General features: G+C 56.1%; 28 protein-coding genes. 12 read left to right on the top strand and 16 right to left on the bottom strand.

Annotated features, from left to right (window positions below; all coding sequences use genetic code 11):
- Window positions 1-82: 82 nt before the first annotated feature.
- Window positions 83-1,126 carry a TRAP transporter substrate-binding protein gene (locus BC777_RS12890; RefSeq protein WP_100368572.1) on the top strand — a complete coding sequence of 348 codons (1,044 nt, stop codon included), beginning with the start codon at window positions 83-85 and terminating at the stop codon, window positions 1,124-1,126.
- Window positions 1,127-1,160: 34 nt separating this feature from the next.
- Here BC777_RS12890 and BC777_RS12885 read toward each other — a convergent pair whose 3' ends face one another.
- The gene (locus BC777_RS12885) at window positions 1,161-2,159 is read right to left on the bottom strand and encodes a polyprenyl synthetase family protein (RefSeq protein WP_100368571.1); all 999 of its coding nucleotides are present in this window, start codon (window positions 2,157-2,159) and stop codon (window positions 1,161-1,163) included.
- A gap of 56 nt (window positions 2,160-2,215) precedes the next feature.
- Between BC777_RS12885 and BC777_RS12880 the strand changes: the two genes are divergently transcribed.
- From BC777_RS12880 to BC777_RS12870, 3 genes are all read left to right on the top strand, one after another.
- Entirely contained in the window at window positions 2,216-2,434 is a 219-nt protein-coding gene (locus BC777_RS12880) for a putative signal transducing protein (protein ID WP_008231632.1), read from the top strand.
- Window positions 2,427-3,182 carry a tRNA1(Val) (adenine(37)-N6)-methyltransferase gene (locus BC777_RS12875; RefSeq protein WP_100368570.1) on the top strand — a complete coding sequence of 252 codons (756 nt, stop codon included), beginning with the start codon at window positions 2,427-2,429 and terminating at the stop codon, window positions 3,180-3,182. The genes BC777_RS12880 and BC777_RS12875 overlap by 8 nt, the downstream gene beginning before the upstream one ends.
- A gap of 117 nt (window positions 3,183-3,299) precedes the next feature.
- Window positions 3,300-3,467, top strand: a complete 168-nt coding sequence (locus BC777_RS12870) for a YdcH family protein (RefSeq protein ID WP_100368569.1) — start codon at window positions 3,300-3,302, stop codon at window positions 3,465-3,467.
- A gap of 41 nt (window positions 3,468-3,508) precedes the next feature.
- Here the strand turns inward: BC777_RS12870 and gcvA are convergent, their stop codons facing one another.
- The 4 genes from gcvA to BC777_RS12850 form a co-directional block, all read right to left on the bottom strand.
- Entirely contained in the window at window positions 3,509-4,450 is a 942-nt protein-coding gene (gene gcvA, locus BC777_RS12865) for a transcriptional regulator GcvA (RefSeq protein ID WP_100368568.1), read from the bottom strand.
- Window positions 4,451-4,768: 318 nt separating this feature from the next.
- Complete coding sequence (phbB, locus tag BC777_RS12860; RefSeq protein WP_100368567.1) at window positions 4,769-5,494, bottom strand: acetoacetyl-CoA reductase; 726 nt, start codon at window positions 5,492-5,494, stop codon at window positions 4,769-4,771.
- Between the two features lie 70 nt (window positions 5,495-5,564).
- Window positions 5,565-6,740, bottom strand: a complete 1,176-nt coding sequence (locus BC777_RS12855) for an acetyl-CoA C-acetyltransferase (RefSeq protein WP_100368566.1) — start codon at window positions 6,738-6,740, stop codon at window positions 5,565-5,567.
- Window positions 6,741-6,891: 151 nt separating this feature from the next.
- Window positions 6,892-7,698, bottom strand: a complete 807-nt coding sequence (locus tag BC777_RS12850; RefSeq protein ID WP_100368565.1) for an EAL domain-containing protein — start codon at window positions 7,696-7,698, stop codon at window positions 6,892-6,894.
- Window positions 7,699-7,765: 67 nt separating this feature from the next.
- On the opposite strand from BC777_RS12850, the gene BC777_RS12845 reads away from it, so the two are divergent.
- A complete protein-coding gene (locus BC777_RS12845) occupies window positions 7,766-8,368 on the top strand; it encodes a DNA-3-methyladenine glycosylase I (RefSeq protein ID WP_100368564.1) in 603 nt (200 codons plus the stop codon).
- Here BC777_RS12845 and BC777_RS12840 read toward each other — a convergent pair.
- From BC777_RS12840 to pgsA, 3 genes are read right to left on the bottom strand one after another with little or no spacing between them, the layout of a single operon-like run.
- On the bottom strand, window positions 8,355-8,795 hold the full coding sequence (locus tag BC777_RS12840) for a molybdenum cofactor biosynthesis protein MoaE (protein ID WP_100368563.1): 441 nt from the start codon (window positions 8,793-8,795) through the stop codon (window positions 8,355-8,357). The two genes, BC777_RS12845 and BC777_RS12840, sit on opposite strands and share 14 nt — an antisense overlap.
- A complete protein-coding gene (gene moaD, locus BC777_RS12835) occupies window positions 8,795-9,040 on the bottom strand; it encodes a molybdopterin converting factor subunit 1 (protein WP_100368562.1) in 246 nt (81 codons plus the stop codon). Before moaD ends, BC777_RS12840 begins: the two co-directional genes overlap by 1 nt.
- Entirely contained in the window at window positions 9,037-9,705 is a 669-nt protein-coding gene (gene pgsA / locus BC777_RS12830) for a CDP-diacylglycerol--glycerol-3-phosphate 3-phosphatidyltransferase (RefSeq protein WP_100368561.1), read from the bottom strand. Before pgsA ends, moaD begins: the two co-directional genes overlap by 4 nt.
- 162 nt (window positions 9,706-9,867) lie before the next feature.
- Between pgsA and BC777_RS12825 the strand changes: the two genes are divergently transcribed.
- The 6 genes from BC777_RS12825 to BC777_RS12800 all read left to right on the top strand — a co-directional run bounded on the left by BC777_RS12825 (window position 9,868) and on the right by BC777_RS12800 (window position 15,808).
- Complete coding sequence (locus tag BC777_RS12825) at window positions 9,868-10,731, top strand: FAD binding domain-containing protein (RefSeq protein WP_100368560.1); 864 nt, start codon at window positions 9,868-9,870, stop codon at window positions 10,729-10,731.
- On the top strand, window positions 10,728-11,204 hold the full coding sequence (locus tag BC777_RS12820) for a (2Fe-2S)-binding protein (RefSeq protein WP_100368559.1): 477 nt from the start codon (window positions 10,728-10,730) through the stop codon (window positions 11,202-11,204). The genes BC777_RS12825 and BC777_RS12820 overlap by 4 nt, the downstream gene beginning before the upstream one ends.
- Before the next feature lies 1 nt (window position 11,205).
- Window positions 11,206-13,443, top strand: a complete 2,238-nt coding sequence (locus tag BC777_RS12815) for a xanthine dehydrogenase family protein molybdopterin-binding subunit (protein WP_100368558.1) — start codon at window positions 11,206-11,208, stop codon at window positions 13,441-13,443.
- 4 nt (window positions 13,444-13,447) lie between these two features.
- Entirely contained in the window at window positions 13,448-13,693 is a 246-nt protein-coding gene (locus BC777_RS12810) for a MoaD/ThiS family protein (protein WP_008231651.1), read from the top strand.
- A gap of 108 nt (window positions 13,694-13,801) precedes the next feature.
- Complete coding sequence (locus BC777_RS12805) at window positions 13,802-14,260, top strand: hypothetical protein (protein WP_100368557.1); 459 nt, start codon at window positions 13,802-13,804, stop codon at window positions 14,258-14,260.
- A 570-nt stretch (window positions 14,261-14,830) separates the two neighbouring features.
- Entirely contained in the window at window positions 14,831-15,808 is a 978-nt protein-coding gene (locus BC777_RS12800) for a PP2C family protein-serine/threonine phosphatase (RefSeq protein WP_100368556.1), read from the top strand.
- Window positions 15,809-15,828: 20 nt separating this feature from the next.
- On the opposite strand, the gene uvrC is transcribed toward BC777_RS12800, so the two are convergent.
- From uvrC to BC777_RS12765, 8 genes are all read right to left on the bottom strand, one after another.
- Window positions 15,829-17,697, bottom strand: coding sequence for an excinuclease ABC subunit UvrC (gene uvrC, locus BC777_RS12795; protein ID WP_100368555.1), 1,869 nt, complete (start codon window positions 17,695-17,697; stop codon window positions 15,829-15,831).
- Window positions 17,698-17,982: 285 nt separating this feature from the next.
- Window positions 17,983-18,759, bottom strand: coding sequence for an SDR family oxidoreductase (locus BC777_RS12790; RefSeq protein WP_100368554.1), 777 nt, complete (start codon window positions 18,757-18,759; stop codon window positions 17,983-17,985).
- Window positions 18,756-18,920, bottom strand: coding sequence for a hypothetical protein (locus tag BC777_RS19375; RefSeq protein ID WP_168769134.1), 165 nt, complete (start codon window positions 18,918-18,920; stop codon window positions 18,756-18,758). The genes BC777_RS12790 and BC777_RS19375 overlap by 4 nt, the downstream gene beginning before the upstream one ends.
- On the bottom strand, window positions 18,917-19,711 hold the full coding sequence (locus BC777_RS12785) for a S49 family peptidase (protein WP_100368553.1): 795 nt from the start codon (window positions 19,709-19,711) through the stop codon (window positions 18,917-18,919). Before BC777_RS12785 ends, BC777_RS19375 begins: the two co-directional genes overlap by 4 nt.
- Before the next feature lie 38 nt (window positions 19,712-19,749).
- Complete coding sequence (locus tag BC777_RS12780; protein ID WP_100368552.1) at window positions 19,750-20,511, bottom strand: ABC transporter permease; 762 nt, start codon at window positions 20,509-20,511, stop codon at window positions 19,750-19,752.
- Window positions 20,508-21,434 carry an ABC transporter ATP-binding protein gene (locus BC777_RS12775; RefSeq protein WP_100368551.1) on the bottom strand — a complete coding sequence of 309 codons (927 nt, stop codon included), beginning with the start codon at window positions 21,432-21,434 and terminating at the stop codon, window positions 20,508-20,510. Before BC777_RS12775 ends, BC777_RS12780 begins: the two co-directional genes overlap by 4 nt.
- Before the next feature lie 133 nt (window positions 21,435-21,567).
- A complete protein-coding gene (locus BC777_RS12770; protein ID WP_100368550.1) occupies window positions 21,568-21,861 on the bottom strand; it encodes a hypothetical protein in 294 nt (97 codons plus the stop codon).
- A 126-nt stretch (window positions 21,862-21,987) separates the two neighbouring features.
- Window positions 21,988-22,971: a type I glyceraldehyde-3-phosphate dehydrogenase gene (locus BC777_RS12765; protein WP_100368549.1), complete on the bottom strand. Its 984-nt coding sequence runs from the start codon at window positions 22,969-22,971 to the stop codon at window positions 21,988-21,990.
- 469 nt (window positions 22,972-23,440) lie between these two features.
- On the opposite strand from BC777_RS12765, the gene BC777_RS12760 reads away from it, so the two are divergent.
- Window positions 23,441-25,687 (top strand): serine/threonine-protein kinase, encoded by a 2,247-nt coding sequence (locus tag BC777_RS12760; protein WP_100368548.1) that lies wholly within the window; start codon window positions 23,441-23,443, stop codon window positions 25,685-25,687.
- Window positions 25,688-25,705: the final 18 nt, after the last annotated feature.

The raw sequence follows: 25,705 nt of genomic DNA, 5'->3' as shown, positions 1-25,705 counted from the left end.
GACTTGCAACTAGTTCCGCCATCGCCTATGTTATTTGCGTCGCTAGCGGTGACGCCTTTCCCCTGAAAACCTGACGAAAAGGATGCACGCTATGCACCTGTTTAAATCTGCCGCTTTGCTGACCACTCTTGGTCTTTGTGCAACTTCTGTAGCCGCTCAGGAGGTCACGCTGCGCTTTCAGCACTTTGTGTCCCCCGCCAGTGCGAACCCTACTTATTTCATGCAGCCTTGGGCTGACGCTATTGAGGAACAATCCGAGGGTCGTATCAAGGTCGAGCTTTATCCGTTCATGCAATTAGGCGGTGCCGCACCCAATCAGTTCGATCTGATCCGCGACGGCGCGATTGATGGTGGCTGGGTGATCCCAGGCTATCAGCCAAACCGTTTCCCCGAAGCGGAAGCGATGGAACTGCCTTTCATGACGACGAAGTCGGGTGAAGAGGCCAGTGCCGCTGCTTGGGAATTCACCCAAGAATATCTGATGGATGACTTCGCCGATGTGCACGTCATCGCCGCCCACATGCATGGGCCGGGTATCGTGCACAAGCGCGGCGCATCGGTTGAAACCGTAGAGGATTTTGCCGGCCTAAAACTGCGTGGTCCATCGCGTCCAGCAACCCTTTTGTTGGAAGAACTCGGCGCAACACCAATCGGCATGCCCGTACCGCAGTTCCCCGAAGCCTTATCACGCGGTGTCGTCGATGGTGGTGTGATCACTTGGGAAATGTCGCCATCTCTCAAGCTGGATGAGTTGACCGACAGCCATACCGACGTCGCAGGCGATAAAGCGCTCTATAACCTCTATTTCATATGGGCGATGAACAAGGATGTTTACGAAGGCATGCCTGATGATCTGCGCGCGATTATCGACGCTAATTCTGGCATGATGGCCAGCCAGTGGGCGGGGCGTGCGCATGACACCGGTGATGTCGTGGGACGTGATCTGATGGCCGCGGATGGCAATGAGATTGCGCAGCTATCCGAGGCTGAGACGGACCGGATTAAGGCACTGGGCGCAGATGTGACCGCCGCATGGATCGCCGAGATGGACGCCAAGGGTTACGACGGTGCGGCGTTAGTTGAAAGCGCGCGGGCGGCTGTCGCGGCGAGTCGTTCATCAGAATAAACTGATTGGGCTGTCTAATAGGCAGCCCTTTTTCTTAGGTAATGCGCGCAACCACATAGTCGGCCAAGTCAGTCAACATCGTCTTAAGCGCATGATCAGGAAGCGCGTCCAGCGCGGATTTGGCCTTTTCAGCCCAAACGAGGGCATCGTGTCGCGTCGCTTCCATTGTGCCGTGTTTGGCAAGCAGGGCAATGGCATGGTCAAGATCGCCATCTTCCTGTTTGCCCTTCTGAATAGTACGCTCCCAAAACGCGTGTTCTTCGGCATTCGCCGCCGCAACCGCACGGATTACTGGCAAGGTAAGCTTGCGCTCACGAAAGTCGTCACCGACGTTTTTTCCAGTTGCCTTGGTGCCCCCATAGTCCAGCAAATCATCAACGATCTGGAACGAGATGCCCAACGCATCGCCATAGTCAAAGAGCGCCTGTTTCGTAGCGGCGTCTTGGCCCGCGATCTCACCACCAACCTCCATCGCAGCAGAGAAAAGTGCGGCGGTCTTGCCGCGCACGACCTGCAAGTAGATGTCTTCAGTCGTCGCCAAATCGCTGGCTGCGGTAAGTTGCAGCACCTCGCCTTCGGCGATGGTCGCAGCGGCGTTTGCCAGAATATCGAGGACGCGCAACGAACCCGTTTCAACCATCAACTGAAACGAACGCGCAAAAAGGTAGTCACCGACCAAAACGCTCGATGTATTGTCCCATAAAAGGTTCGCGGTGGGCCGCCCGCGCCGCTGGCTGCTTTCATCGACCACATCGTCGTGCAGCAAGGTCGCAGTGTGAATAAACTCAACCGTTGCGGCCAAATGCACGTGATAGGGGCCGTCATAGCCGCACATCCGCGCCGCTGCCAAAGTCAGCATTGGGCGCAAACGTTTGCCGCCTGCCTCGACAAGATGCGCTGTGACCTCGGGGATGCGGGGGGCGTGCTCCGAGGCCATCCGTTTGCGGATCAACCCGTTTACTGCCGTCAGATCATCGGCCAATGCCGCTGCCAGTTGTTCGTGCGGTTTGGTGGCGGCGTGATCAAGGCTCATGCAAGTTTCCGTCATGTGAATAGACATCCGCAAAAGGGCGTCTTAGGTCTTGGATTATGAAAGAGCTTTTGCGCACCAATGACCCCACCGTCCTTGCCTTTGCAACCGCCCTGTTGGACAGCGAGGGTATAGACTGGTTCGCCTTTGACGTAAACATGAGCGTGCTTGAAGGCAGCATAGGCATTATGCCGCGGCGGCTGATGGTGCTGGACCGCGATTTGTTCATGGCAGAGGCCGTGATGCGCGATGGCGAGATTGATCTAGGCCGTGTCTGAGGAACTGACACAAGATGATTTTCTAGGCGGCAAGATTAAGATCTGGCAGCCTCGGCGGGGGTATCGCGCGGGCGTTGATCCAGTGATTTTGGCAGCGTCCGTACCCGCTAAACCCGGGCAATCCGTGTTGGAATTGGGCTGCGGCGTTGGCGTGGCGTCGCTCTGTCTGGCCGCGCGAGTGCCAGATTTGCAGATCACTGGGGTTGAGGTGCAGGCCGATTATGCCGCATTGGCCCGACGCAACGGAGCCGAGAACGCCATGCCGTTTACGGCAGTTACTGCGGACCTGCGCGCCTTGCCTGCCGACCTCCGCCAAAAGCGGTTTGATCACGTGATTATGAACCCACCTTATTATGATCGGGCCGCTGGCACGGTGTCGGACGACGCAGGCAAGGATATTGCCTTCGGTGGTGACACCCCGTTGGGCGATTGGATCGATACCGGGGCAAAGCGTATTGGTCCGCGGGGATATCTAACCCTGATCCAACGGATGGAGCGTTTGCCAGAGGTTTTGGATGCGCTGGTCGGGCGTCTGGGTGCGATTGTCGTACGGCCCGTTGCGGGGCGCGCGAGCCGTGCGCCAGAGTTGTTTCTGTTGCAAGCACGGCAAGAGGGGAGAACACCGTTTCGGATGGCGCCTGCGCTGATCATGCATGAAGGTGACACACATCAATGCGATCAGGATAGTTATACACCTTTGGTTTCGGATGCTTTGCGAAGTGGCGCGGAATTGCCCATTCTGCCTTAACGAATTGGCAACAATCGTCTGACACCCTGAAATTCTGTTACATTGCTGCCATGCGGCGTGACAGTGTCGGTCAGATATGTTGCAATCAGTAACACACCAAACCAGAGGAGGACGACCATGAGCTTGAGTTCGCATTTGCAGGAACTGAAGAAGAAACATCAACACCTCTCCGAGCATGTCGAAGTGATGCAGCGCAGCCCTGCTTCTGACGACATGGAAATTGCGAAGCTTAAGAAGCAAAAGCTGATGCTCAAGGAAGAAATCACGCGCCTGAGCACACATTAGCCACTCACACCACGCGCTGACAGCTGGTGTGTAACCCGCTGTCAGAGCAGATCACTGGCATTGATCAACCTTCGCCCCTCAGCGATGTGCTTGGACGATTGAATTTCTTCCAAGACCCATGCTTCAAACGCGGCAATATGTGGGCGCCGTTCATTTCCCAATGGGCAAATGAACCGATACTGCGCCTCTGAAGTCAGACCAAGGTCAAATGGGGCAACCAACTGCCCGTCTTCCAGTGCACGGGCGACAAGTGATGCCCGCCCCATCACAACCCCTGCCCCGGCGATGGCTGCATCAATGGCATGGTCCGCCTGCGAGAAGCGGGGGCCGTGCGATGTATCAGCCTTGATCTTCATAGCTTTCAGCCAGGCATCCCACCCCGTGGGTAGCTTAAGGAAATTAATGGAGTCGTCGTGAATAAACGTGGCCTTCACAAGCTTGTCTGGCGTGTCGTATGCCTTTGCCAATTGCGGGGTCATCATTGGCGTCATCCATTCATCAAAGATCGGACGTGAATACACGCCTTCGTCCCCGCCAAGACCAAAGCGGATGGCGACATCTACCTCATCACGGTTGAAGTCAACGATCCGCAAGGTTGCTGAAAACCGCAGGTCGATGTCTTCGTGGGCTTGGGCAAAATCATACATGCGTGGTGCCAACCACTTTGACGTAAAGGCAGGCCCCGCAGTGACCGTCAACACGCCGCTGTCAGTTAATCTTTTTGTACTTCGCCACGCAGTGGACAGCGTGGTAAAGGCATCTGTTGCGCCCGGCGCAAGGCAGCGCCCCGCCTCTGTCAACTCTACCGCACGATTGAGCCTGCGAAAGACAGGTTGCCCCAAATCCGCCTCTAATGCCTTTATTTGATAGGATAACGCAGCGGGTGTGACGTTCAATTCATCTGCTGCCTTGGCAAATGACATATGGCGGGCAGCCGCTTCGAACGCGCGCAGGGCGGTAAGTGGGGGCAATCTATCTGACATGTTTCAGTTTAATACAGCTTAACTGAAGCAATAGAAAGTCTCGTTTGTCCAAAGGGCGCGCAATACGCATATTGAGGACATCAAGACAAACAAAAACACACACCAAAGGAACGCACCATGTACGAGACAACAACAAGCCCCCGCATCCGTGAAGGTATCCAACGTGCGCATAAAGAGCGTGCACAAGCACTGCGCAATGCCGTTCGTTGGTTCACACGCCGCCGCTAAGAACTTCGCTCCGGCTGCACACCCGGCAGCCGAACGGAAAAGGGCCACGCCTGATCAGCGTGGCCCTTGTTATTTGTCGTACGGCTCGGCTTACGCCAGATACTGACCGCCATTTGCAGACAGGGTCGACCCTGTCACGAAACCTGCGTCGTCAGACGCCAAGAAGCAGACTGCGCGCGCGATCTCGGCGGCTTCGCCAAGGCGGCCAACCGGAATTTGCGGCAGAATTACTTCGTTCATAACCTTCTCGGGGATCGTGCTCATCATCTCGGTGTTGATATAGCCAGGGGCCACGATGTTCACTGTGATGCCAGCACGTGCGCCTTCTTGCGCCAGTGACTTGGTAAAGCCGATGTCGCCCGCCTTGGTCGCCGCATAGTTAGCTTGGGCAAACTGACCTTTCTGCCCGTTGATTGAAGAGATCGTCACGATGCGCCCGAACTTGCGTTCCCGCATGCCGCCCCAGACGTTATGGGTCATGTTGAAGACACCGTTGAGGTTCGTGTCGATGCACTCGTGCCACTGTTGTGGTGTCATCTTGTGGAAAGGTGCATCGCGGGTGATGCCAGCGTTGTTGATCAATATCTCAACAGGGCCAAGATCCGCTTCGATCTGTGCCACGCCGTCTTTGCAAGCGTCGTAATCAGCCACGTTCCATTTGTAGGTTTTGATGCCCGTTTCCGCAGTAAAGGCGGCGGCTTTTTCATCATTACCGGCATAGGTTGCCGCAACGCTGCATCCCATGTCCTTCAATGCTGTTGAAATAGCCGCGCCAATTCCGCGCGACCCCCCCGTGACGAGTGCGACACGTCCCATAGTAGTTCCTCCTCAGGTATTTGATTATTCAGATGTAGAGCGGCGCAAGGATGCGCCGCCCTGATTTAGATCAGGGGCGCTCAACACACAGGGCAACGCCCATGCCGCCGCCAATGCACAAAGTAGCGAGGCCTTTTTTGGCGTCGCGGCGCTTCATTTCGAACAGTAGCGTGTTCAGGACGCGACAACCGGACGCACCGATCGGGTGCCCAATCGCAATGGCGCCGCCGTTCACGTTCACGATTTCAGGGTCCCAGCCCATTTCCTTGTTCACCGCACAGGCCTGTGCCGCAAAAGCTTCGTTGGCTTCGACAAGGTCAAGATCGCCGACGGACCAGCCCGCTTTGTCCAATGCCTTTTGCGATGCGTAGATCGGACCCACACCCATGATAGATGGGTCGAGACCGGCTGTGGCGTAGGACGCAATACGGGCCAAAGGCTCGATCCCGCGCTTTTCGGCCTCATCCGCGGACATCAGCAATGTAGCTGCCGCGCCATCGTTCAGGCCGGATGCGTTGGCCGCTGTGACAGAACCGTCTTTGGTAAACGCAGGCCGCAGTTTTTGCATGGCCTCCATGGTCGCGCCGTGACGGATGTATTCGTCTTTATCGACGACGATGTCGCCCTTGCGCGTTTTCACAGTATAGGCTGCAATTTCGTCATCAAACTTGCCGGCCTTTTGCGCAGCTTCGGCTTTGTTTTGAGACGCGACGGCGAATTCGTCTTGCATATCGCGCGTGATCTGGAACTTTTCTGCGACGTTTTCAGCAGTTTGACCCATATGGTAGTTGTTGAAGGCATCCCATAAACCGTCGCGGATCATGGTGTCGATATACTTCATATCGCCCATTTTCTGGCCCGCACGCAGGTGTGCCGCATGGGGGGAGAGCGTCATGTTTTCCTGACCGCCCGCGGCCACGATAGCGGCGTCGCCCAATTGGATGTGCTGTGCGCCCAGCGCCACAGCGCGCAGACCGGACCCACACACTTGGTTAATGCCCCACGCTGCAGACTCTGTTGGCAGACCGGCGTTGATGTGCGCCTGCCGTGCCGGGTTTTGCCCCTGTGCGGCTGTCAGAACCTGACCAAGGATCGTTTCGCTGACCTCTGATTTATCGACACCTGCGCGTTCAACAACGGCTTCAAGGACCGCAGCGCCAAGGTCATGGGCGGGTGTGTTTGCGAATGATCCGCCAAAACTGCCCACGGCTGTGCGGGCTGCGGATGCGATAACGACGTTGGTCATGTGTGGTTCCCCTCGGGTTTCTAGCTGGCCATAAGGGTGCCATCTACGCGTATCAGGTGCAAGACAATCCCCGTTTACCGCTCGAAACATCGCGTAAAAGACAAGTTGACGTGAGGCAATCAAAGCCCCTATGCGCCAGTCGCAACCCCTTTCAAAGCTCCAGCCGGGGGACCCCGAAATGATATCCTTGCAAGCAGTCCACCCCCAGCCCTTGCAGGAAAGCGGCCTCGCCTGCGGTTTCGACCCCGTCGGCCACGGCGAACATTTCAAACTGATGGGCGACTGTGATCAGTGCTTCGGCCAGCACTTGATTGTCGGGGTCGTTGTCGATCCCGCGGATGAAGCTTTTGTCGATCTTCACCAGATCAAAGAAGAACGATTTGAGGTGCCGAAATGCGATCAGTCCAGCCCCGAACCCATCCAAGGCGAAACCAACGCCCTTTGGCTGCATCTCACTCATAAAACGAATGACGTTTTCATGCAGCATCATGGCCGAGGTTTCGCTAATCTCAAAGATCAGGCGATCCCCCAGATTATCCCCGCTCATTAATCCCCGATCCAGCGTACGTCGCCATTCGCCGTCGCCGATGGACCTTGCCGACAGATTCACTGACAGTCGCAAACCCGGGTGTGTGCGCAATTGTTGCAGCGCCAGTTCCAGCGATAGGCAGTCAATTTCACGCCCCAGATCGGAATCTTCCACTTGCGGCATGAAATGCGCAGCGGGGATCAAACGCCCGTCTTCATCAGAAAGCCGCATCAGCCCTTCGTGAAAAGCGACCAGATTGTCATTGTCAGCGGTCACCACAGGATGAAAAGCCAATTGCCCCCGCCCATCCGATAATGCCTCGCGCACAAGACGCGGCACGTCCGCATCACGGCTTGCCATAGCATATACTAGAGGATCAACCAGCGCCTGTTCTTCCAGATGCGCGCGGCTGAGCGTGGTGTTTTGCATGTATCCGCTCCATACTGACGCGGCCAATATGCGCCGGGGGCGTGAACAACCGGTTAAGGACAGAATGATGACGGAAAGATGCGGCTGGGCCGGACCTGAGCAGATTTACATCGACTACCACGATGAAGAATGGGGCGTGCCAGAGTATGACAGCCGGACCCTGTGGGAGAAGCTGATCTTGGATGGGTTTCAGGCCGGTCTGTCATGGATCACGATCCTGAAAAAGCGTGAGAATTTTCGCGCAGCTTTTCAGGGGTTTGATCCCAACGTAATCGCTAAATGGACGGAAAAGGATGTGGAACGTCTGCTCGGCGACGCTGGTATCATTCGTCATCGCGGCAAGATTGAGGCCACCATTGGCAACGCGCGCGCATGGCAGGAACTGGACACGAAGGTAGGCTTTGATCGCTTCTTGTGGAACTACGTTGATGGCATCCCACTCCGCACGACACACGCTGATCGCGCGTTGATCCCGACGCAGTCACCGATGACTGCGCAGATATCGAAGGATTTAAAGAAGGCTGGCTTTCGCTTCTGCGGCCCGACCATTGTTTATGCATTCATGGAAGCGACGGGGTTGATCAACAACCACCTGACCACCTGCCCTCGTCATGAACCCTGTGCCGCATTGGCCCGTGATCCAGCAGAGGTTTGGCCTACCAGCGCTTAAGCGCGTCCTCGTCAGCGTCCTTGGCATCGACCCATGATGCGCCATTATTGGTCACTTCTTTTTTCCAGAACGGCGCGCGGGACTTGAGATAATCCATCAGGAAGTCTGCCGCTTCAAAAGCTGCTGCCCGATGTGCGGATGCGGTCGCGACCATCATGATCGGCTCACCCGGTTTTAGCGGACCGTAGCGGTGGATAACCAAAACATCGACCAGCGCCCAGCGCTGCACCGCTTCGTCCGCGATCTTGGTGATCGCGCTTTGGGTCATGCCGGGGTAGTGCTCAATCAGCATTTCTTGCAGATCGCCCTTGGTGTCGCGTACAACCCCGGTGAAGCTGACAACCGCCCCGATGTCGGTACGGTCTTGGGCAAAGCTATTGAGCTCTGCCCCGGCATCAAAATGCTCAGACTGGACACGGACAGTCATTAGCCACCTGTCATCGGCGGAAAGAAGGCGACCTCGCGCACGCCATGCAAGGACGCATCGAAATCCGATAGCTCCTGATCCAGCGCCACCCGCAGCGCGCTGATGTCGGCAAAGGCCGCGGCGTAGCGGTCTTCGCGTTTGCTGAGTTCAGCGATCAGGTCGTTGACCGTGAGAGCATCCGTTTCGACCGTTTCCTGCGGCAAGCCGATCCGTTCGCGGACCCATGCGAAGTAGACAACGTTCATGTCTTCGTATCCGTCAGATAAGGACGTGATTTATTAAAGTAATCCCATCCCGTCAGTATCGTCAGCAACGCCGCGATCCACAAGATGATGATACCACCCCACCAGCTGATCATCATGCCTTGGTGTTTCCACCACAGGCCCAACTCGTCCGGGCCGGTGCCTTCGATCGCAGCAGTCACCATTTCTTGGGTCATGGCGAGCGATTGCATACCAAAGTAATGCTCAAACGCGCCGGTTGCAAACAGCATGGAGATCGCGACCATCTGTGCTGTGGTTTTCCATTTGGCAAGATTGGTAACCTTGAGTGTGCCTGCGGTGTCGCCCAGAAATTCGCGCAAACCAGAGACGAAGACCTCACGAAAGATAATCAATGTCGCGGGCAATAAAATCCATGGGTTCATGCCAGAGAAACCTGTAATGACAACCAATGCGATGATCACCATCGCCTTATCTGCAATCGGGTCCAGCATAGCACCCAATTTACTTTCCTGCTTCCATGCCCGCGCCAGATATCCATCAAGGAAATCAGTCAAAGCGGCGACAATAAAAAGGACCAGTGCGAACCAGTCCGCCAATGGCCGCGTAAAATAAAGGAACATCACAACAACACCGGGTGCCGCGGCAAGCCGCAGGATGGTCAGGACATTAGGCAGGTTCATTGTCATGACCGAGTGGTAGCGCGGGTATGCGCCCGATACCAGTGGGCGTGGCGAGAATCTGCATTCTCTAGGCCGGAATGGGTTTGACCCTTTGGGGGACTCAGGACACAATATGCATAAAGCGGAGCGATGTGATCCGCGCCTTCTACCGATACATGGGAACACCCGATGAGATACGTTAAGCCTGAAAGCTTTGAGGCGGCAGCAACGCTGTTGCGCGATGAGGATGGAACCTCGCGCATTTTGGCAGGCGGCACAGATGTGCTGGTGCAGCTGAAGGCCGAAATGGTTGAGCCTGACTTGATGGTCGACATGAAACATCTACCCGGCATGCGTGATATTGCGGCCGAGAATGGTGGGTTTCGTGTGGGCGCCGCTGTCTCGGGCGCTGAGATGGGCGAGCATACCGCGCTGAAAGCCATGTGGCCGGGTGTGGTTGAGGGGGTTGAGTTGATTGGATCGTCTCAGGTGCAAAGCCGCGCGACGATGGCGGGCAACCTGTGTACCGGGTCGCCTGCGGGTGACAGCGTGCCTGCCATGGTGACGGCCGGGGCGGTTGCCCGCGTACAAAGCCCTGATGGTGTCCGTGACGTGCCGGTCATCGATATTCCAACGGGACCGGGCAAAAATTCACTGGCCAAGGGCGAGTTTATCACCTCAATCTTCCTACCTGCACGCCCGGACAACGCGTCCGACGCTTACCTGCGCTTTATCCCGCGTACCGAGATGGACATTGCGGTGTCATCTGCTGCGGTGAGTTTGGAGCTTGATGGGAATGGAGTTGTTGCCACCGCGCATGTCGCCGTGGGCGCTGTTGCGCCAACCGTCTTGCTTGTCAAAGACGCAGGCGATGCATTAATCGGCTCAAAGCTGGACGACGCAGCCATCGCCAGTCTCGTCAGCGTGGTCGAAGCTGCGTGCAACCCCATCACCGATAAACGCGGCACCATTGAGTTCCGCACCAAAACCGCAGGCGTGCTGGCCAAGCGCGCCGCCCATATCGCGTATGCACGCGCCGGAGGTCAGGCATGAAAACGATCCCAGTTGAAACAACAATCAATGGCGATAGCACAGAATTCCTGTGCCAGCCCGACGAAAGCCTGCTGGACGTACTGCGCGACCGGCTTGGGATGACCGGGGCAAAAGAAGGCTGCGGTACGGGTGACTGCGGGGCCTGTAGCGTCATGCTGGACGGGCGTCTGGTTTGCGCGTGTCTGGTGCTGGGCGTCGAGGCGCAAGGCGCAGAAGTCGAAACCATCGAAGGCATGGCGAATGGCGAGGAGCTGCATCCTTTGCAGCGTGTTTTCGTTGAGGAAGCGGCTTTGCAGTGCGGTGTCTGCACACCGGGCATTCTGGTCGCGGCCAAGGCCTTGCTGGAAAAGAACCCTGATCCGACCGACACCGAGGTGCGTTATTGGCTGGCAGGCAACCTGTGCCGTTGCACGGGCTACGACAAAATCATCAAAGCGGTCCAAACCGCTGCGGCTGAAATGAGGAGCGCGTAACATGGCATTCGATGCACAAGCTGAGCGTAATTTCAAAGTTGTCGGTACGCGGGTCGCGCGCCCCGACGGGATCGACAAGGTCACTGGCAAAGCCGCTTATGGAGCGGATATCTCTGCCCCCGGCATGCTGCATGGCCGTATCCTACGCAGCCCGCATGCCCATGCGCGGATCGTATCGATTGATACGTCGGCGGCTGAGGCGTTGGCCGGGGTGAAGGCGGTTGTGACCGGAGCGGATTTGGCACAGCCAGAGGACGAAGGCTTTGCCGATGTCGCGATCAACTGCCTTGCCCGCGACAAGGTGCTTTACGATGGGCATGCCGTTGCAGCAGTGGCAGCGACCAGCAAATCAATCGCAAAACAGGCGATCCGGCTGATCAAGGTCGACTATGCGGTTCTGCCCCATGTGACCGACGTCGATGCAGCAATGAAGCCTGACGCACCCGTCGTGCAGGAGGGGCGCGCGCTGGAAACCGTGCCTGCGGGCATGTCGCAGAACGTGACGACCCATTGCCAGTTTGGGCACGGGGACTTGGACGCGGGCTTTGCCAAGGCTGACAAGATCATCGAACGCAGCTTCAAGACGGCTGCCACCCACCAAGGTTATATCGAACCACAAGCCTGCATGGCGAGCCTTGGCAGCGATGGGCGTGGCGAGGTGTGGTGCTGCACCCAAGGCCAATACATGGTACGTGCGAATTGCGCAGCTGTCCTAGGCGTTGAGGAAAGCCAGTTGCGCATCACATCTTCCGAAATTGGGGGCGGCTTTGGTGGCAAAACATCGACGTTTATCGAACCGGTCGCATTGGCGCTTTCCCGCAAAGCGGGCAAGCCCGTCAAAATCGTGATGACCCGCGATGAGGTACTTAAGGCCACAGGGCCCACAATCTCGTCCTCAATGGATATCAAGATCGGTATGACCAAAGACGGGCGCATCACTGCGGCGCGCGGTGAGTTGCGCTATTCCGGCGGGGCCTATCCCAATGCGACCGTCGACATGGGCGCGCAGGCGGCCTTTGCGGCCTATGATCTGGAAGCGGTCGAAACCGTTGGCTGGAACGCCATGACAAACCGGCCCAAGGAAATCCCCTACCGCGCGCCGGGCGCGCCGACCTCGATCTATGCAGTCGAGAGTGTGGTGGATGAGTTATGTCAGGAGTTGGGTCTTGATCCGCTAGACGTGCGCCTGTTGAACGCCGCACGCAAAGGTACGCTGTCATCCTATGGACCGACCTTCAATGATATCGGGCTGGTCGCCACGCTTGAGGCCGCCAAGGCACATCCACATTATACCGCTCCCCTTGGCCCAAACCAAGGGCGGGGCCTGTCTTGTGGGTTCTGGTTCAACTTCGGTGGCAATACCTGTGTGTCGCTGAACATCAATGATGACGGCACCGTGGGCGTCGTCGAAGGCAACCCGGATATCGGCGGCTCTCGCGCGTCCATCTCAATGATGGCAGCGGAAGAATTGGGCGTGCCTTACGACAAAGTGCGCACGGTGATCGCCGACACCTCATCGCTGGGCTTCAACGACATCACGGACGGCAGCCGCGTGACCTTTGCCGTCGGGCTCGCCACGATTGAGGCCGCGCGCGCCGCGATCAAAGAGATGTGTCGCCGGATCGCGAAAATCTGGGACATTGATGAGGACGCCGTGATCTGGGAAGACGGCTGCGCGAAACCGGCAGGGCCCAACGCGGGCACGCATCCACCGATGAGCCTGGCCGAGATAGCCGCCATTGCGGGCAACACCGGCGGGCCGATTGCAGGCCACCATGAAGTGAACGCAGACGGGGCGGGCGTCAGCTTTGGCGTGCACCTCTGCGATACCGAAGTGGACCCAGAAACCGGGGCTACGAAAATCCTGCGCTACACCGTGTTCCAGGACGCAGGCAAAGCGGTGCACCCCGACTACGTCGAAGGGCAGATGCAGGGTGGGGCCGTGCAAGGTATCGGCTGGGCGCTCAATGAAGAGTATATCTACGGCGAAGACGGGCGGTTGCAGAACGCAGGCTTCCTCGACTACCGCGTGCCTGTGGCGTCAGACCTGCCGGACATTGAAACGGTGATCCTCGAAATCCCCAACCCCGGCCACCCCTACGGCGTGCGCGGCGTGGGCGAGACGCCGATTGTCCCACCTTTGGCCGCGATTGCGAATGCGGTGTCACGGGCGGCGGGTGTGCGGATGACGGAACTGCCGATGTCGCCGCCCCGTTTGCTGAAGGCGATGACTGGCTAGGCACATGGTCCGCGTGAAACTCTGGGGATCGCTGCGTGCCTTGGCGGATGGCGAGGAATGGGTCGAGGTAGAGGCCAGCAATTTCAAGGAATTGCTGGACGCCTTGGCCGAGAAACACCCCGGATTGGCACCGCAGATCAAACGGGGGGTGTCGTTGGCGCTGGACGGGGTGATCTACCGCGAGGCGTGGTTCACGAAGATCGGGCCGGAAAACGAAGTTATTCTGATGCCTTATATGGTGGGGGGGTGAGGCGTTGAATGGCCGTTGAAAGCCCAAACTTCTAAACGCTGCAGCTTGCTCGAATGTCTGCTAAGCAGCCACCCAAGCGTTGCAAACATGAGACGAGGCAATTTCGACATGATGAAACAATATAAAGTCGCGCATGCGGTTTTTGCTCTTTCCTTGTCCTTGGCGATATCTCACGCAGCTTTTGCGGAGTCGACTAACCGCAGTCCGTATAACTCTAGGGCTGTCGTAGAATACGATGAAATCTCGGATTTCGTTGTTAAGTCATTTCCGCTTAGGATGGCTCACCCTTATGAGATACAGGTACCAAATACGACAATTGGCCAAGTGATTGCATGCCGCATCAATGCAAATGGAGAGGAACTGAGTTCAAACTTGTCACAAACACCTGGGCTCGCTGCGCTCTTTGAAGAAACCCCAGAAAGCGTGACAATAAATTCTCACAGAACAGGCAGGGACATGCAGTTTGTCGATTCAGGGAATGGTACGACCAGTGTCTTTTTTTCACAAAAGATTCCAGATGCAGTTTTTCGCTGCTTCAATGTGAGCATTGAGTTCCAAGGCCAATAGTAGCCATTCGGACAGCTGCAATGAAAGTCCGCTTCGTCCCGCAAAGCTGCCATTTAAGGTTCACTTAAGAACTGCCGCGCCGCTGTCGGCTTCGGGCAACCCCCACCCATTTTCATGAAAATAATCATACACCGTTCACGTCAATTTCACTGACACCCCGTCCACTGCTTTCAAATTCGTCCGGTCTGTGCTGATGTCACAACCTGCGCTTGGTCCCACAGTCATTGGCGGACATATAGCGAGACCTTCGGTGCGAACTGCTATTCCGGCTGCGCTGTAGAAAACATCCACTTCGAATCATGCAATATAGCAATCTTGCTACGTCCGTACGCGCCGTTACGGCCCCCAAAACCCAACCACAAAACTGCGTATAAAGCGAAGAGTTGCACAAAATTTCAGCAGCTCAACCTTTCCGGGTCTGACAAACCAACACAGATAAGGCAAAGTCACAAATAAACCATAAATTCGCCAACTCTTCGCCACGTCTGCGACGACCGTTGTTTAACAGTATATTAACGCGGTTTCCGTGTAACCCGCCCCCTTTGGCGTTTGTGAGTTGGTACAATTATCATGTTAGATATTAAAGAAGTCAGTACAAATACCCTCAGTTTTGATGTCGCAACCGTCGCTTTGAAGGGCGCGCGCCCTTATCAAGAAGATAGTCTTGTTTGCAGTTTTCCTATCGGTCAGAATACGGGTTTCGCCGTGCTTGCCGATGGGATGGGTGGCCATGCCTCAGGCCACACCGCCAGCGCCCTTGTTGTTGCTGAGATGTTTTCAAAGCTGAAAACCAACGATCAGATGATCGAGGATGGCGTGTTGAACATCCCCGCCACGCTAAGAGAGGCCACCGACGCCGCAAACAAACGCGTCGCAATGCACACGAAAGAGCATGACGAAACCCACGGTATGGGATCGACGCTTCTCAGCATCGTCATCAGCCGCGACAAGCTTTATTGGGTATCGGTGGGTGACTCACCCCTTTTGCTGTTCCGCGATGGCGCGCTGCGCCAGCTGAACAAGGATCACTCAATGGCACCGCAGATCGACATGATGGTCAAGACCGGCACAATGTCGGCTGACGTCGGTCGCGACCACCCGGACCGCAATACACTGACCTCAGCGATAACCGGCCAAGAGATCGACATGATCGACTGCCCAAGCCGACCGATTGCACTGCTTCCCGATGATCTTCTGATCGTGGCTAGCGACGGGTTGCAAACGATATCCAATTCTCTGATCGCTAAAACGCTGCAGCTGACCCAGGATGGGCAAAGCAACGCCATTGCCGATGCGCTGATCGAGGCCATTCAGGAACTGGATCATCCTGATCAAGACAACGCGTCGTTTGTTGTGGTGAAGTTAGGTGTCGGTCGGAAGGCCAAATCGACTGCGATGGATCTGGATGATCTGCCCGTTCTTGCCACGGCCGAAGAGGCTGGCGAAGAACAGGCGGATACGCCGGCTATCACGCCTGATGAACCGCCCAAAGAAGAAACAGAACGCAAAGCCTATTGGTACCGCGGGCAGAAGTACTACAAGGATTGATTGAGGAGGTCGGTTTCGCCTCACCCGTTCTCGTGGAAATAATCATAGACCGTCTGTGCCAGTTTCGCTGACACGCCGTCCACCGCCTTCAAATCCGCCAAATTCGCGCGTGCGACCGCCTTGGCCGAACCGAAATGCGCCAGCAAGGCCCGCTTACGCGTGGCCCCGACGCCCGGCACGTCATCCAGCGGGGTTGCCCCGATTGCCTTTGATCGTTTCGCCCGGTGTGTGCCAATGGCAAAGCGGTGCACCTCATCCCGCATCCGCTGGATGAAATAAAGCACCGGGTCGTTGTGCCGCAATGCCATGACCGGTTTGCCGGTGCGGTGGAATTCCTCTTTGCCCGCATCGCGGTCTTCGCCTTTGGCCACGCCCACCATAGGAATGTCGCTGACACCGAGGTCGTCCATTATTTCGCGCACCGCACTTACCTGTCCTTGGCCGCCATCGATCAGCAACAGGTCTGGCCACGTACCTTGCGTCCGCTCCGGGTCTTCTTTCAATAGGCGTTGGAAGCGGCGGGTCAGCACCTCTTTCATCATGCCGAAGTCATCGCCAGGGGTCAGGCTATCGTCCTTAATGTTGAACTTGCGGTATTGGTTTTTGTCGAAACCATCCGGCCCCGCAACCACCATCGCGCCAACCGCATGCGCGCCTTGGATGTGGGAGTTATCATAGACCTCAATCCGTTGCGGGACCTTATCCATCTCAAACGCTTCGGCCACACCTTTCAACAGGCGCGCTTGCGTCGCGGTTTCGGACATCTTGCGCGCGAGGCTCTCGCGGGCGTTGCGTAAGGCGTTTTGCACCAATTCGGCTTTTTCGCCGCGTTGGGGGACGATGATTTCGACTTTGCGTTCTGCCTTTTCGGCCAAAGCATCTGCCATCAGATCGTCGTTATCGAGACCATGTGACAAGATCAGCATGCGTGGCGGTTCGCGGTTCGAATAGAACTGACCAACGAAGGCTTCCATGACCTCTGAGGGGTCCTCGTCCCCGGACACGCGCGGGTAGTAGTCGTGGTTGCCCCAGTTTTGGTTCGCGCGGATGAAGAACACCTGCACGCAGGCTTGGCCGCCGTCGCGATGGAGGGCGATCACGTCTGCCTCCGCCGTGTTCTGGGGGTTGATGCCTTGCGCCGATTGCACCTGCGTCAGCGCTTTGATCCGGTCGCGCAATGCGGCGGCGCGTTCAAATTCCATCGCTTCGCTGGCATCCTGCATTTGTTTGGCGAGCGCTTCTTGGATGCCTTTGGTACGGCCTTGCAGAAATTTCTCGGCGTCGCGGACGGAGCTTGCGTAATCAGCCTCGGAGATCAGCCCACAGCAAGGACCAGAGCAGCGTTTGATCTGATATTGCAGGCAAGGACGCGTGCGGGTCTCAAAATCGCTGTCGGAGCAGTTACGCAGCAAAAAGACCCGTTGCAGTTGATTGAGTGTGCGGTTGACCGCCCCGGCACCAGCAAAGGGGCCATAGTAGTTACCCTTTTGCTTCTTTGCGCCGCGATGCTTCTTGATCATCGGGAAAGCGTGATCTTTGGCGACGAGAATGTTGGGGAAGGACTTGTCATCGCGCAGCAGCACATTGTAGCGCGGTTTCAACTGCTTGATCAGGTTTTGCTCGAGCAGCAACGCCTCGGTTTCTGTCCGCGTGGTCAGGAACATCATCGACGCGGTTTCGCGGATCATGCGGGTGATACGCGGCGAATGCTGGCCGGGACGGGCGTAATTCGAAACACGCGCCTTCAGGTTGCGTGCCTTGCCAACATAGAGAACACGGCTGTCACCATCGAGCATGCGGTAGACGCCCGGCGATGCATCGAGCGTCCGCAGATAGCCGTGGATCACGTCATATCCGGTCTTTGTCTGTTTGGTTGGCTGCTCGGTCATCTATCGGTTCTGTGATTCTCGTTTGGCTGCAATGGTAACGCACCGGGGACAAGAGAAAAGGCATCCACGGTTTCTGTGGATAACTCCGTGGGTTAATCCCGGAGAGGTGTATTTTTTCGTTGTATTTAGCTGGTTTCACTGGTTTGCTTAAAAATTAGGCATTTTTGCAAGACATTGAAAAATATATATATTTTAATTACGATCTGGTTAACGCCTTGAAAAATAGACCCTTTGTGACAGTTTCGTGAATTGCTGTCAGACGAGGTGTACAACTTGCCGGCGCATCTACTCAACACCCAGCACATCTGGCGTTTCCCAAGCTAGATGTTGACCACCGTCGACCGCCAGCATTTGCCCAGTGACCGCGGGTGCATCGAGGAAATATCCGAGTGCCGCGGTAATGTCAGACGGGTTCGCGCCGCGCTTGAGGACAGTCGCCGCGCGCTGCCTGTTAAAGTGGTCCTTGCTTTGCCGCCCGCCTTGCAGGGTCGGCCCCGGACCAATGCCGTTGACCCGCACGCGTGGGGCCAGTGCTTGCGCTGTGGTCCGCGTCATGGCCCAAAGGCCCATTTTGGCGATGGTGTAGCTCATAAACTCTGGTGTCAGCTTATGTACCCGCTGGTCGAGCATATTGATGACAAGGCCTTTGGCAACAGGCTCGCCTTGGTCATCCATTTCAGGGTCGGGCACTTGTACTGCAAAGTTCTGGGTTAGAACAAATGGCGCGCGCAGGTTGGATTCCATATGCCGGTCCCAGCTGTCGCGAGTGCCGGTGCTTATATTGTCATATTCAAAAATCGAAGCGTTATTGACCAGACAGGTCAGCGGACCGCCCAACGCATCGGACGCGCGGCCAACCAGCGCCTGCGTGGCGTCTTCGTCCAACAGGTCAGCCTGCAATGCCGCACCACAACGCCCCAGCGCTGCGAGCTGGGCCACGGTATCCTCTGCGCCAGCCTCTGACCCTGCATAATGCACGGCCACATCATAGCCACGTTGCCCCAGATATAGCGCCATCGCCTGCCCCAGCCGCGCGCCTGCGCCAGTGACCAGCGCCCTCATTTGCGTTTCTCACAGGCACATGGCCCTTTGCCGATGCGGTAGCGCAGGCATTTGGGGCATTTGGCTTGCGCCAACCGCGCCTGTCCCGGGAACCGCCATTTGCCGAACATCGCCAGCACCAGCATGAACGCCAGAAAGACAAAGATCGCCTTGAGGATCAAAGACCGAACCTCGCAAAGGCCGCGCGTTCTTCGATGCCTGCCACGGCGTCATCGACGATTTGTGCGCCGAAACGCGCCAGCAGTGGCTTCTTCTGCCCGTAACGGCGGAATTTCACGTCATCGCCGAAGCGTTCTTTCATCACAGGGGCAAGGTGGCCGATGCCATCTGCCAGCCCCTCGTCGATGCCCTTCTGGCCGATGTAGACTTCGCCGGTGAAAAGGTCCGGGTTATCCGACAGCTTGGTACCGCGCCGCGATTTCACGTAGTCGATGAAAGTGGCGTGCAGGTCTTCCAGCCAGCCTTTCAGCTTTTTCACATCAGCCGGTTTTTCGGGCTTAAACGGGTCCATCATGGATTTGGATTTTCCGGCGGTGTGAACACGACGTTCCACGCCGACTTTTTCGATCGCATTGGGCAGACCAAATCCCGCGCTGATCACACCGATAGATCCGGTGATAGAACAGCTGTCGATGTAGATTTCATCCGCAGCACAGGCCAACCAATAGCCCCCAGAGGCTGCGACGTCTTCGACGAAGGCAAAAACAGGGATTTTCTTTTCGTCAGCCAAACGGCGGATACGTGAGGCGATCAATGAGGACTGCACGGGCGATCCACCGGGGCAGTTGATTTCCAGCGCGACAGCGGCGGGTTTGCCTTTGCTGAAGGCTTTTTCAATCACCGGCGCGAGGCCGGGATTATCCAAGCCGCGCCCGGAATTCGCAATAGCCCCTTGCAGCCGGATGACGGCAACAAAAGGCTCTGACTTCATGAAGGGGATATATTTTTTCATGCTCAACTACTTAGGCCTTACAAGGTCGCACGCAAGGGTCACTGCCTGATCCGCCAGCCGGTGCGGAAAATCCACCATATGATCGCAAGGCATGCGCCGGTAAAGAGGGCAATGGCAAGAAGGGACACACCGATCGCAACATCTGCTTCGCCGAAGAACGACCAGCGGAAACCGCTGATCAAATAGACAACAGGATTGAACAGCGTAATCGTCTGCCAGACCGGGGGCAGCATGGTGATGGAGTAGAAGGAACCGCCCAGGAACACGAGCGGGGTGATCACCAGAAGCGGGATCAGTTGCAGTTTTTCAAAATTGTCCGCCCAGATGCCGATGATGAACCCCAGAAGCGCAAAGCTGACACAGGTAAGGACAAGGAAAGCCATCATCGCAATGGGGTGTGCGATCTGAATATCTACAAAAAAGAAGGCAGTGATCAGGATGATCACACCGATGAACAGCGCCTTGGTTGCAGCGGCCCCAACGTAGCCTGCTACGACTTCGAGAAAGCTGACAGGTGCTGAAAGAAGTTCGTAGATCGTGCCGATGAATTTGGGAAAGTAGATGCCAAAACTCGCGTTTGAGGTCGCCTGCGTCATCACCGATAGCATGATCAGGCCCGGCACGATGAAAGCGCCATAGCTGACGCCTTCAACTTCTTGGATGCGGCTACCGATGGCGGCACCAAAAACCACAAAGTAGAGTGACGTCGACAGGACCGGTGAGATCAGGCTTTGCGTGATTGTGCGGAAAAAGCGGCGCATCTCGAAGATGTAGATCGTCCAAACGGCGTTGAGGTTCATGGCTCTTCCTTCACCAAGCCGACAAAGATGTCCTCAAGACTGCTTTGCTGGGTTTGGATATCTTTGAGGTGCAGACCGACCTTTTGCAGATCGTTCAAAAGGGTTGTGATCCCGGTGCGTTCGCCTTTGGTATCGTAGCTGTAGGTCAGCGACAGGCCATCCTTGGCGCGTTCCAGATCGTAGGTCGCCAAACCGTCAGGGATGACATCGACAGAATCGGTCAGTTCGATCTTGAGCTGCTTTTGCCCCATCTGCGCCATCAGGTCGGCCTTATCCTGCACCAGCAGGATTTCACCTTTGTTGATGACGCCGATGCGGTCGGCGATTGCTTCGGCTTCTTCGATATAGTGCGTGGTCAGGATAATCGTCACACCAGAGGCTTTCAGCCCTGCAACGACCTCCCACATATCCTTGCGCAACTCGACATCCACACCGGCGGTGGGCTCATCAAGGAACAGAACGCGGGGTTCGTGGCTGAGTGCTTTGGCGATCAGCACCCGCCGCTTCATGCCGCCCGAAAGCGTCATGATCTTGCTGTCCTTCTTGTCATGCAGCGACAGTTGTTTGAGAACATCCTCGATATAGGCATCATTGCGCGGCTTGCCGAATAACCCGCGCGAAAAGCTAACCGAGTTCATGACCGTCTCGAATGGTTCAAGATTAATCTCTTGCGGCACCAGTCCGATCAGATTGCGGGCGGCACGGAATTGGGTCTGGGTGTCAAAGCCACCCACGGTGATTATGCCAGAAGTCGGGACCGTAATCCCGCAAATCGTTGAAATCAGGGTCGTCTTACCTGCGCCATTGGGGCCAAGCAGTGCAAGGATCTCACCTTCTTCGATGTCGAGATTTACAGATTTCAGAGCCTCAAAGCCCCCCGCGTAAGCTTTACGCAGGTTATTGACGGATACGATTGCGGACATGGGGTGGCCTTTGTTTTATCACCCGAAAGTAATGCTATCAGCGCAGAAGGGAAAGACCATAACGCTGCAGGATGGTGATGGAGACCATGTGCAAAAACGCACGTAATTGCCGCGCGTGGTCGAAGTGTAGCGCCTACTGCACCCGCACGAAAGTGATCCCAATCAATACGGTGTCATAACCTTCAATTTCAAGGAGCGGGTTCAGCGCCACGAGTTCATCAAATGTAATCCTGCGTTGCAGGTTATTGAGAAAGTCCCAAACGTTCGTATCCGAAAAAACGGCGGTACAGACGATACCATTTTCTTCAAGATAACTGGTATCGTTGTTACAGGCTTCGTTTCCGTAGGTTGTGCCAAAAGCACTAAGCGGTGCCGCAAGCAACGCTAAGGGTATTGCGGCCCCACTGCGCAAGAATTTTCCAAACATATCAAGTCCTCACTCCCGACCGCCCCATGTAAAAACTAGGCCAACTTGGTGTTTCTCACAAGGGACATAAGGTTCACACGTGCTTGAACGCATGGCGGCCCCCACCGCAACGGCCCTTTCAGACGTCTATGATCGGGATTGTGTCATCATGCGCGCCACATCAAGCATCCGACACGAAAAGCCCCATTCATTATCATACCAACCAAAGACCCGGACGAGGCCGCCCTGCGTAACCCGCGTTTCCGGCAATGACACGATCAGGCTTTCCGATCGCGCGCGCAGGTCGGTCGACACCAGCGGTTTGTCGGTCCAGCCGATGACGCCGGATTGCGCACGCAACAAAGCATGGACATCCTTGAGTGTCACGGCGGTATCAAGCGTGACGGACAAATCCACCGCCGACACTGATGCAACGGGTACGCGCAAGGCTGCGGCTTCGATCCGGCCCGCGATATCCGGTAGCACTTCGTTCAATAGCCGCTGTGCCGAGGTTGTTGTCGGCACCATCGACAGTGCCGCCGCCCGGCTGCGCAACATGTCACCCCGCGGCGCATCAATACTGGGCTGGCTGCCGGTGTAGCAGTGGATCGTTGTCATCCACCCCGTTTGCAGCCCCCATGTTTCATCAATCAACTTGACCAGCGGTGCCAGCGCATTGGTGGTGCAAGATGCGTTCGACACAATCGGCTGATCCTTGAGAAGATCGTCATTGGCACCCAGAACCACCGTAAGGTCTGCCGCGTCTGACGGCCCCGAGATTAAGACCCGCCCTGCACCGGCAAGGAGGCCGCGCGCGGCGATATCGCGGCTGTTGGCCTTGCCTGTACATTCGAGAACGATATCGATGTTTGACAGGTCAAGCGTCGATATATCGTCAGTCTGTGTCCATTGTATCGCCTTTCCATCAATGTGAAGCCCGCCCTCAGCATAGGCGACGTCACCATCAAAGGGGCCAAAAACACTGTCATATTCGAAGAGATGCGCGCAGAGGGCTGGGTCAGCGATATCGTTAATGCCGACGATTGTGACCTCAGGCCAAGCGCCTGATGCATGTATCCGCAACATTGTCCGACCGATCCGGCCAAAGCCGTTGATAAATACACGCACCATTATTTCATGCCTCCGCTCTGCACGTGATGCTGCACCTTTGCGAAAGCTGCCACAAGCGGGGTTTCGGCCTTGTGCGCTTTACGTCTTCTTTCAACAGTGGTCAGAGAATCGGGCGCATTGGAAACACGTTTCGGTGCAAGATTGCGTGGATGCGGCACAGAATCGTATCAAAAATGCAGAAATTTTAATCATGATTACGATTTTCGGCTATTTCCCTAAGAAATCTGCCTCATTTGCTGCTAAGACACAGGCGGAACACAAAGCGACGTGTTTTCAGTTAAAATTGAGCAAAATCGGCGATTTTCCGCCGGTCACTGTTTCACTTAATGTGTGTAATCCGCAATAAACGCAAAGATTAAGAACCACTAAACAACAAGTTAGCGTCACTTTTTGGCCTAATTTGAATGAGAACTAGAAGTCTGAGGTCATACGACCAATGATGAGTGATTTTTGAAAGCTGGATAGACAGATGGCTAAGCCGCAAGAGAAAGAAGATGCAACCGATAAGGACAGCTTCGTTGATGAGCTGAAGCCGGGCACCAAACTGATGCACGGCCAGTATACGATTGAGAGCTTTCTGAATGCGGGTGGCTTCGGCATTACCTATCTTGCCCGCGACAGCTTGGATCGTAAGGTTGTCATCAAAGAATGCTTCCCCGGCGCGTTCTGCCGTCGCAGCCGCTACGTGGTGCAAGCCCGTTCGCGTGCGCACCAGAACGAGCTGAAGTCCATCGTTCGCCTGTTTGTGCAAGAGGCGCGCAGTCTATCCAAGCTGGATCACCCAAATATTGTTGGTGTGCACCAGGTATTCGAAGACAACGAAACAGCTTATATGGCGCTCGACTTTGTGACGGGTCGCGATCTGCTGGATACGATCGAAGATCCCAACAATGACCTGACACCTGTGCAGATCAAGTCGATCCTGAAAGAGGTCCTTGGTGCTGTCAGCTTTATCCACGATCAGGGCATTCTGCATCGCGACATCTCGCCGGATAACATTCTGATCAACAAAGACTTCCACCCGGTTTTGATCGATTTTGGTGCCGCTCGCGAAGAGGCCACCAAGCAAAGTCGCGTTCTATCAGCGTTGCGCGTTGTTAAGGACGGATACTCACCACAGGAATTCTATATCGCCGGGTCCGAGCAAAGCCCTAGCAGTGACCTTTATGCATTGGCAGCGTCGTTTTATCATCTGATCAACGGTGACGTACCGCCCAACTCGCAAGCACGCCTAGCTGCAATCGCCTCTGGTGAGCCCGATCCATATCAGCCGCTGGCTGGCCGTTTCGACGACTATGAGCCTGAATTCCTTGAAGCGATGGACAAGGCCCTGGCCGTGCTGCCCAAAGATCGTGTTCAGTCTGCGAAAGACTGGATCGAGATGATGGACGGCACCTATGGCAACGTGACAACGCTGAACGTGGGTGGGGCCGTTGCCACGGAAAGTGGGGCAGACACATCTAAAGCGGCACCCGTCGCTGCCAAAGAGCAGAAATCAAAAATGCCCTTGCTGCTTGGTTCAGCCGCAGCGGTTGCCTTGCTTATCGGTGTTGGTGTCTTGACATCAACCGGTGGTGACGACACCCCGGTTGTTGAAGAAACACCAGTTCAGGCCGAGCTGCCGTCGTTCCTGACGACGCCTGCACCCGCCCCTGAACCGACGGTTGCAGAAACCGTGACCGAAGCGCCTGCTACTGAAGAAGAAGTCGTTGTTACAGAACCTGCGACCCCAACCGTTGCAGAAGAATTGGCCGCGGAATTGGCGAATACGGAAACACCGCAGATTTCTGGGGATCCATCCGCGATTGCCGCACAAAACACTGTGGTGCCACCTTCTGTGGTAGAGGGCCCTGACGCCGCAGATGCAGCGACGCCAACGGTGCGCCCGGCATCGCGTCCTGGTGCTGTCGAACTGGCGCTTGTTCCCGAGGCCGAACCACTGCCAGAGCCGGTTGAGACCCCTCGTCCTGTCAGCGAAGAGCCAGCTACAGGTGCGGCTTTGCCTGAAGGATCTGCGAACCGCCCGGTTGCGTCATCACAGGGTGCCGAAGTTGATTTGCCTTCGACACCAGAGACTGTCGAAGCCATCGGTAACGGCCCTGAAGTTGAAATTGCCGCTGTGACACCCGGAAATGAACTGGCACCGCCGCCCGTTGTCGTTGAGTGGAGCGTTCAGCTGCCCTTCACCGCTGCTGGCGCCGACTCAAACATCATTGCCTCAGCAGGCCCAGTTTCCCCACTTTGGGTAGAGCCAGGTCTGGTGATTACAGGCGTCAATGGAGTTGCCATTGATGCGATTGCCGATATTCCGGCCGTGTTGCGTGAACAAGCCGATACATTCGGTGATTCGCCGACAATCCCTGTGACTTTCGGCACCTTGAACCCGTCATCCGGTCGCGCTGCGCAAGAAAACTGGATCTTGCCAGTTGTCCAAAGCGCCACGCTTAATGATGGAACACGTTTTGAAACCGTCTATGCCGGTTCAGGCTGGAGCACATCGATCGCTGCGCTGGACACTGCACAAACCGGTGGTTTGGAAGTAGGCGACGTTATTACATCTTACATCCCGACAGGCGAAGTTATTGATCAACGCGATTCGCTGGCTTCACTTTTTCAGCGGGAATTCGAAAACGGCACGGAACAGTTTATGTTTGCCGTGCAACGCGATGGCAGCCTTTGGGTTGCATCACTCGCCTCAACGGGCACTACAGAGTAACATAGTATAGTACGCCCC

This window comes from Yoonia maricola, from assembly GCF_002797915.1.
GTDB classification, from domain to species: Bacteria; Pseudomonadota; Alphaproteobacteria; order Rhodobacterales; family Rhodobacteraceae; genus Yoonia; species Yoonia maricola.
The sequence above is the reverse complement of the archived record's forward strand: the minus strand, read 5'-3'. Positions and strand labels throughout refer to the sequence as shown.

What these genes read in the sequence shown, in the direction of transcription:
- BC777_RS12785 (WP_100368553.1), bottom strand. Translation starts at nt 19,711, where the DNA reads ATGAAAAAATATATCCCCTTCATGAAGTCAGAGCCTTTTGTTGCCGTC.
- moaD (WP_100368562.1), bottom strand. Translation starts at nt 9,040, where the DNA reads ATGAACGTTGTCTACTTCGCATGGGTCCGCGAACGGATCGGCTTGCCG.
- BC777_RS12890 (WP_100368572.1), top strand. Translation starts at nt 83, where the DNA reads ATGCACGCTATGCACCTGTTTAAATCTGCCGCTTTGCTGACCACTCTT.
- BC777_RS12870 (WP_100368569.1), top strand. Translation starts at nt 3,300, where the DNA reads ATGAGCTTGAGTTCGCATTTGCAGGAACTGAAGAAGAAACATCAACAC.
- BC777_RS12790 (WP_100368554.1), bottom strand. Translation starts at nt 18,759, where the DNA reads ATGAGGGCGCTGGTCACTGGCGCAGGCGCGCGGCTGGGGCAGGCGATG.
- BC777_RS12805 (WP_100368557.1), top strand. Translation starts at nt 13,802, where the DNA reads ATGATGAAACAATATAAAGTCGCGCATGCGGTTTTTGCTCTTTCCTTG.
- gcvA (WP_100368568.1), bottom strand. Translation starts at nt 4,450, where the DNA reads ATGTCAGATAGATTGCCCCCACTTACCGCCCTGCGCGCGTTCGAAGCG.
- BC777_RS12800 (WP_100368556.1), top strand. Translation starts at nt 14,831, where the DNA reads ATGTTAGATATTAAAGAAGTCAGTACAAATACCCTCAGTTTTGATGTC.
- BC777_RS12775 (WP_100368551.1), bottom strand. Translation starts at nt 21,434, where the DNA reads ATGTCCGCAATCGTATCCGTCAATAACCTGCGTAAAGCTTACGCGGGG.
- BC777_RS12760 (WP_100368548.1), top strand. Translation starts at nt 23,441, where the DNA reads ATGGCTAAGCCGCAAGAGAAAGAAGATGCAACCGATAAGGACAGCTTC.
- BC777_RS12850 (WP_100368565.1), bottom strand. Translation starts at nt 7,698, where the DNA reads ATGCAAAACACCACGCTCAGCCGCGCGCATCTGGAAGAACAGGCGCTG.
- BC777_RS12855 (WP_100368566.1), bottom strand. Translation starts at nt 6,740, where the DNA reads ATGACCAACGTCGTTATCGCATCCGCAGCCCGCACAGCCGTGGGCAGT.
- uvrC (WP_100368555.1), bottom strand. Translation starts at nt 17,697, where the DNA reads ATGACCGAGCAGCCAACCAAACAGACAAAGACCGGATATGACGTGATC.
- BC777_RS12815 (WP_100368558.1), top strand. Translation starts at nt 11,206, where the DNA reads ATGGCATTCGATGCACAAGCTGAGCGTAATTTCAAAGTTGTCGGTACG.
- BC777_RS12765 (WP_100368549.1), bottom strand. Translation starts at nt 22,971, where the DNA reads ATGGTGCGTGTATTTATCAACGGCTTTGGCCGGATCGGTCGGACAATG.
- pgsA (WP_100368561.1), bottom strand. Translation starts at nt 9,705, where the DNA reads ATGACAATGAACCTGCCTAATGTCCTGACCATCCTGCGGCTTGCCGCG.
- phbB (WP_100368567.1), bottom strand. Translation starts at nt 5,494, where the DNA reads ATGGGACGTGTCGCACTCGTCACGGGGGGGTCGCGCGGAATTGGCGCG.
- BC777_RS12810 (WP_008231651.1), top strand. Translation starts at nt 13,448, where the DNA reads ATGGTCCGCGTGAAACTCTGGGGATCGCTGCGTGCCTTGGCGGATGGC.
- BC777_RS12845 (WP_100368564.1), top strand. Translation starts at nt 7,766, where the DNA reads ATGACGGAAAGATGCGGCTGGGCCGGACCTGAGCAGATTTACATCGAC.
- BC777_RS12780 (WP_100368552.1), bottom strand. Translation starts at nt 20,511, where the DNA reads ATGAACCTCAACGCCGTTTGGACGATCTACATCTTCGAGATGCGCCGC.
- BC777_RS12825 (WP_100368560.1), top strand. Translation starts at nt 9,868, where the DNA reads ATGAGATACGTTAAGCCTGAAAGCTTTGAGGCGGCAGCAACGCTGTTG.
- BC777_RS12840 (WP_100368563.1), bottom strand. Translation starts at nt 8,795, where the DNA reads ATGACTGTCCGTGTCCAGTCTGAGCATTTTGATGCCGGGGCAGAGCTC.
- BC777_RS12820 (WP_100368559.1), top strand. Translation starts at nt 10,728, where the DNA reads ATGAAAACGATCCCAGTTGAAACAACAATCAATGGCGATAGCACAGAA.
- BC777_RS12885 (WP_100368571.1), bottom strand. Translation starts at nt 2,159, where the DNA reads ATGAGCCTTGATCACGCCGCCACCAAACCGCACGAACAACTGGCAGCG.
- BC777_RS12880 (WP_008231632.1), top strand. Translation starts at nt 2,216, where the DNA reads ATGAAAGAGCTTTTGCGCACCAATGACCCCACCGTCCTTGCCTTTGCA.
- BC777_RS12770 (WP_100368550.1), bottom strand. Translation starts at nt 21,861, where the DNA reads ATGTTTGGAAAATTCTTGCGCAGTGGGGCCGCAATACCCTTAGCGTTG.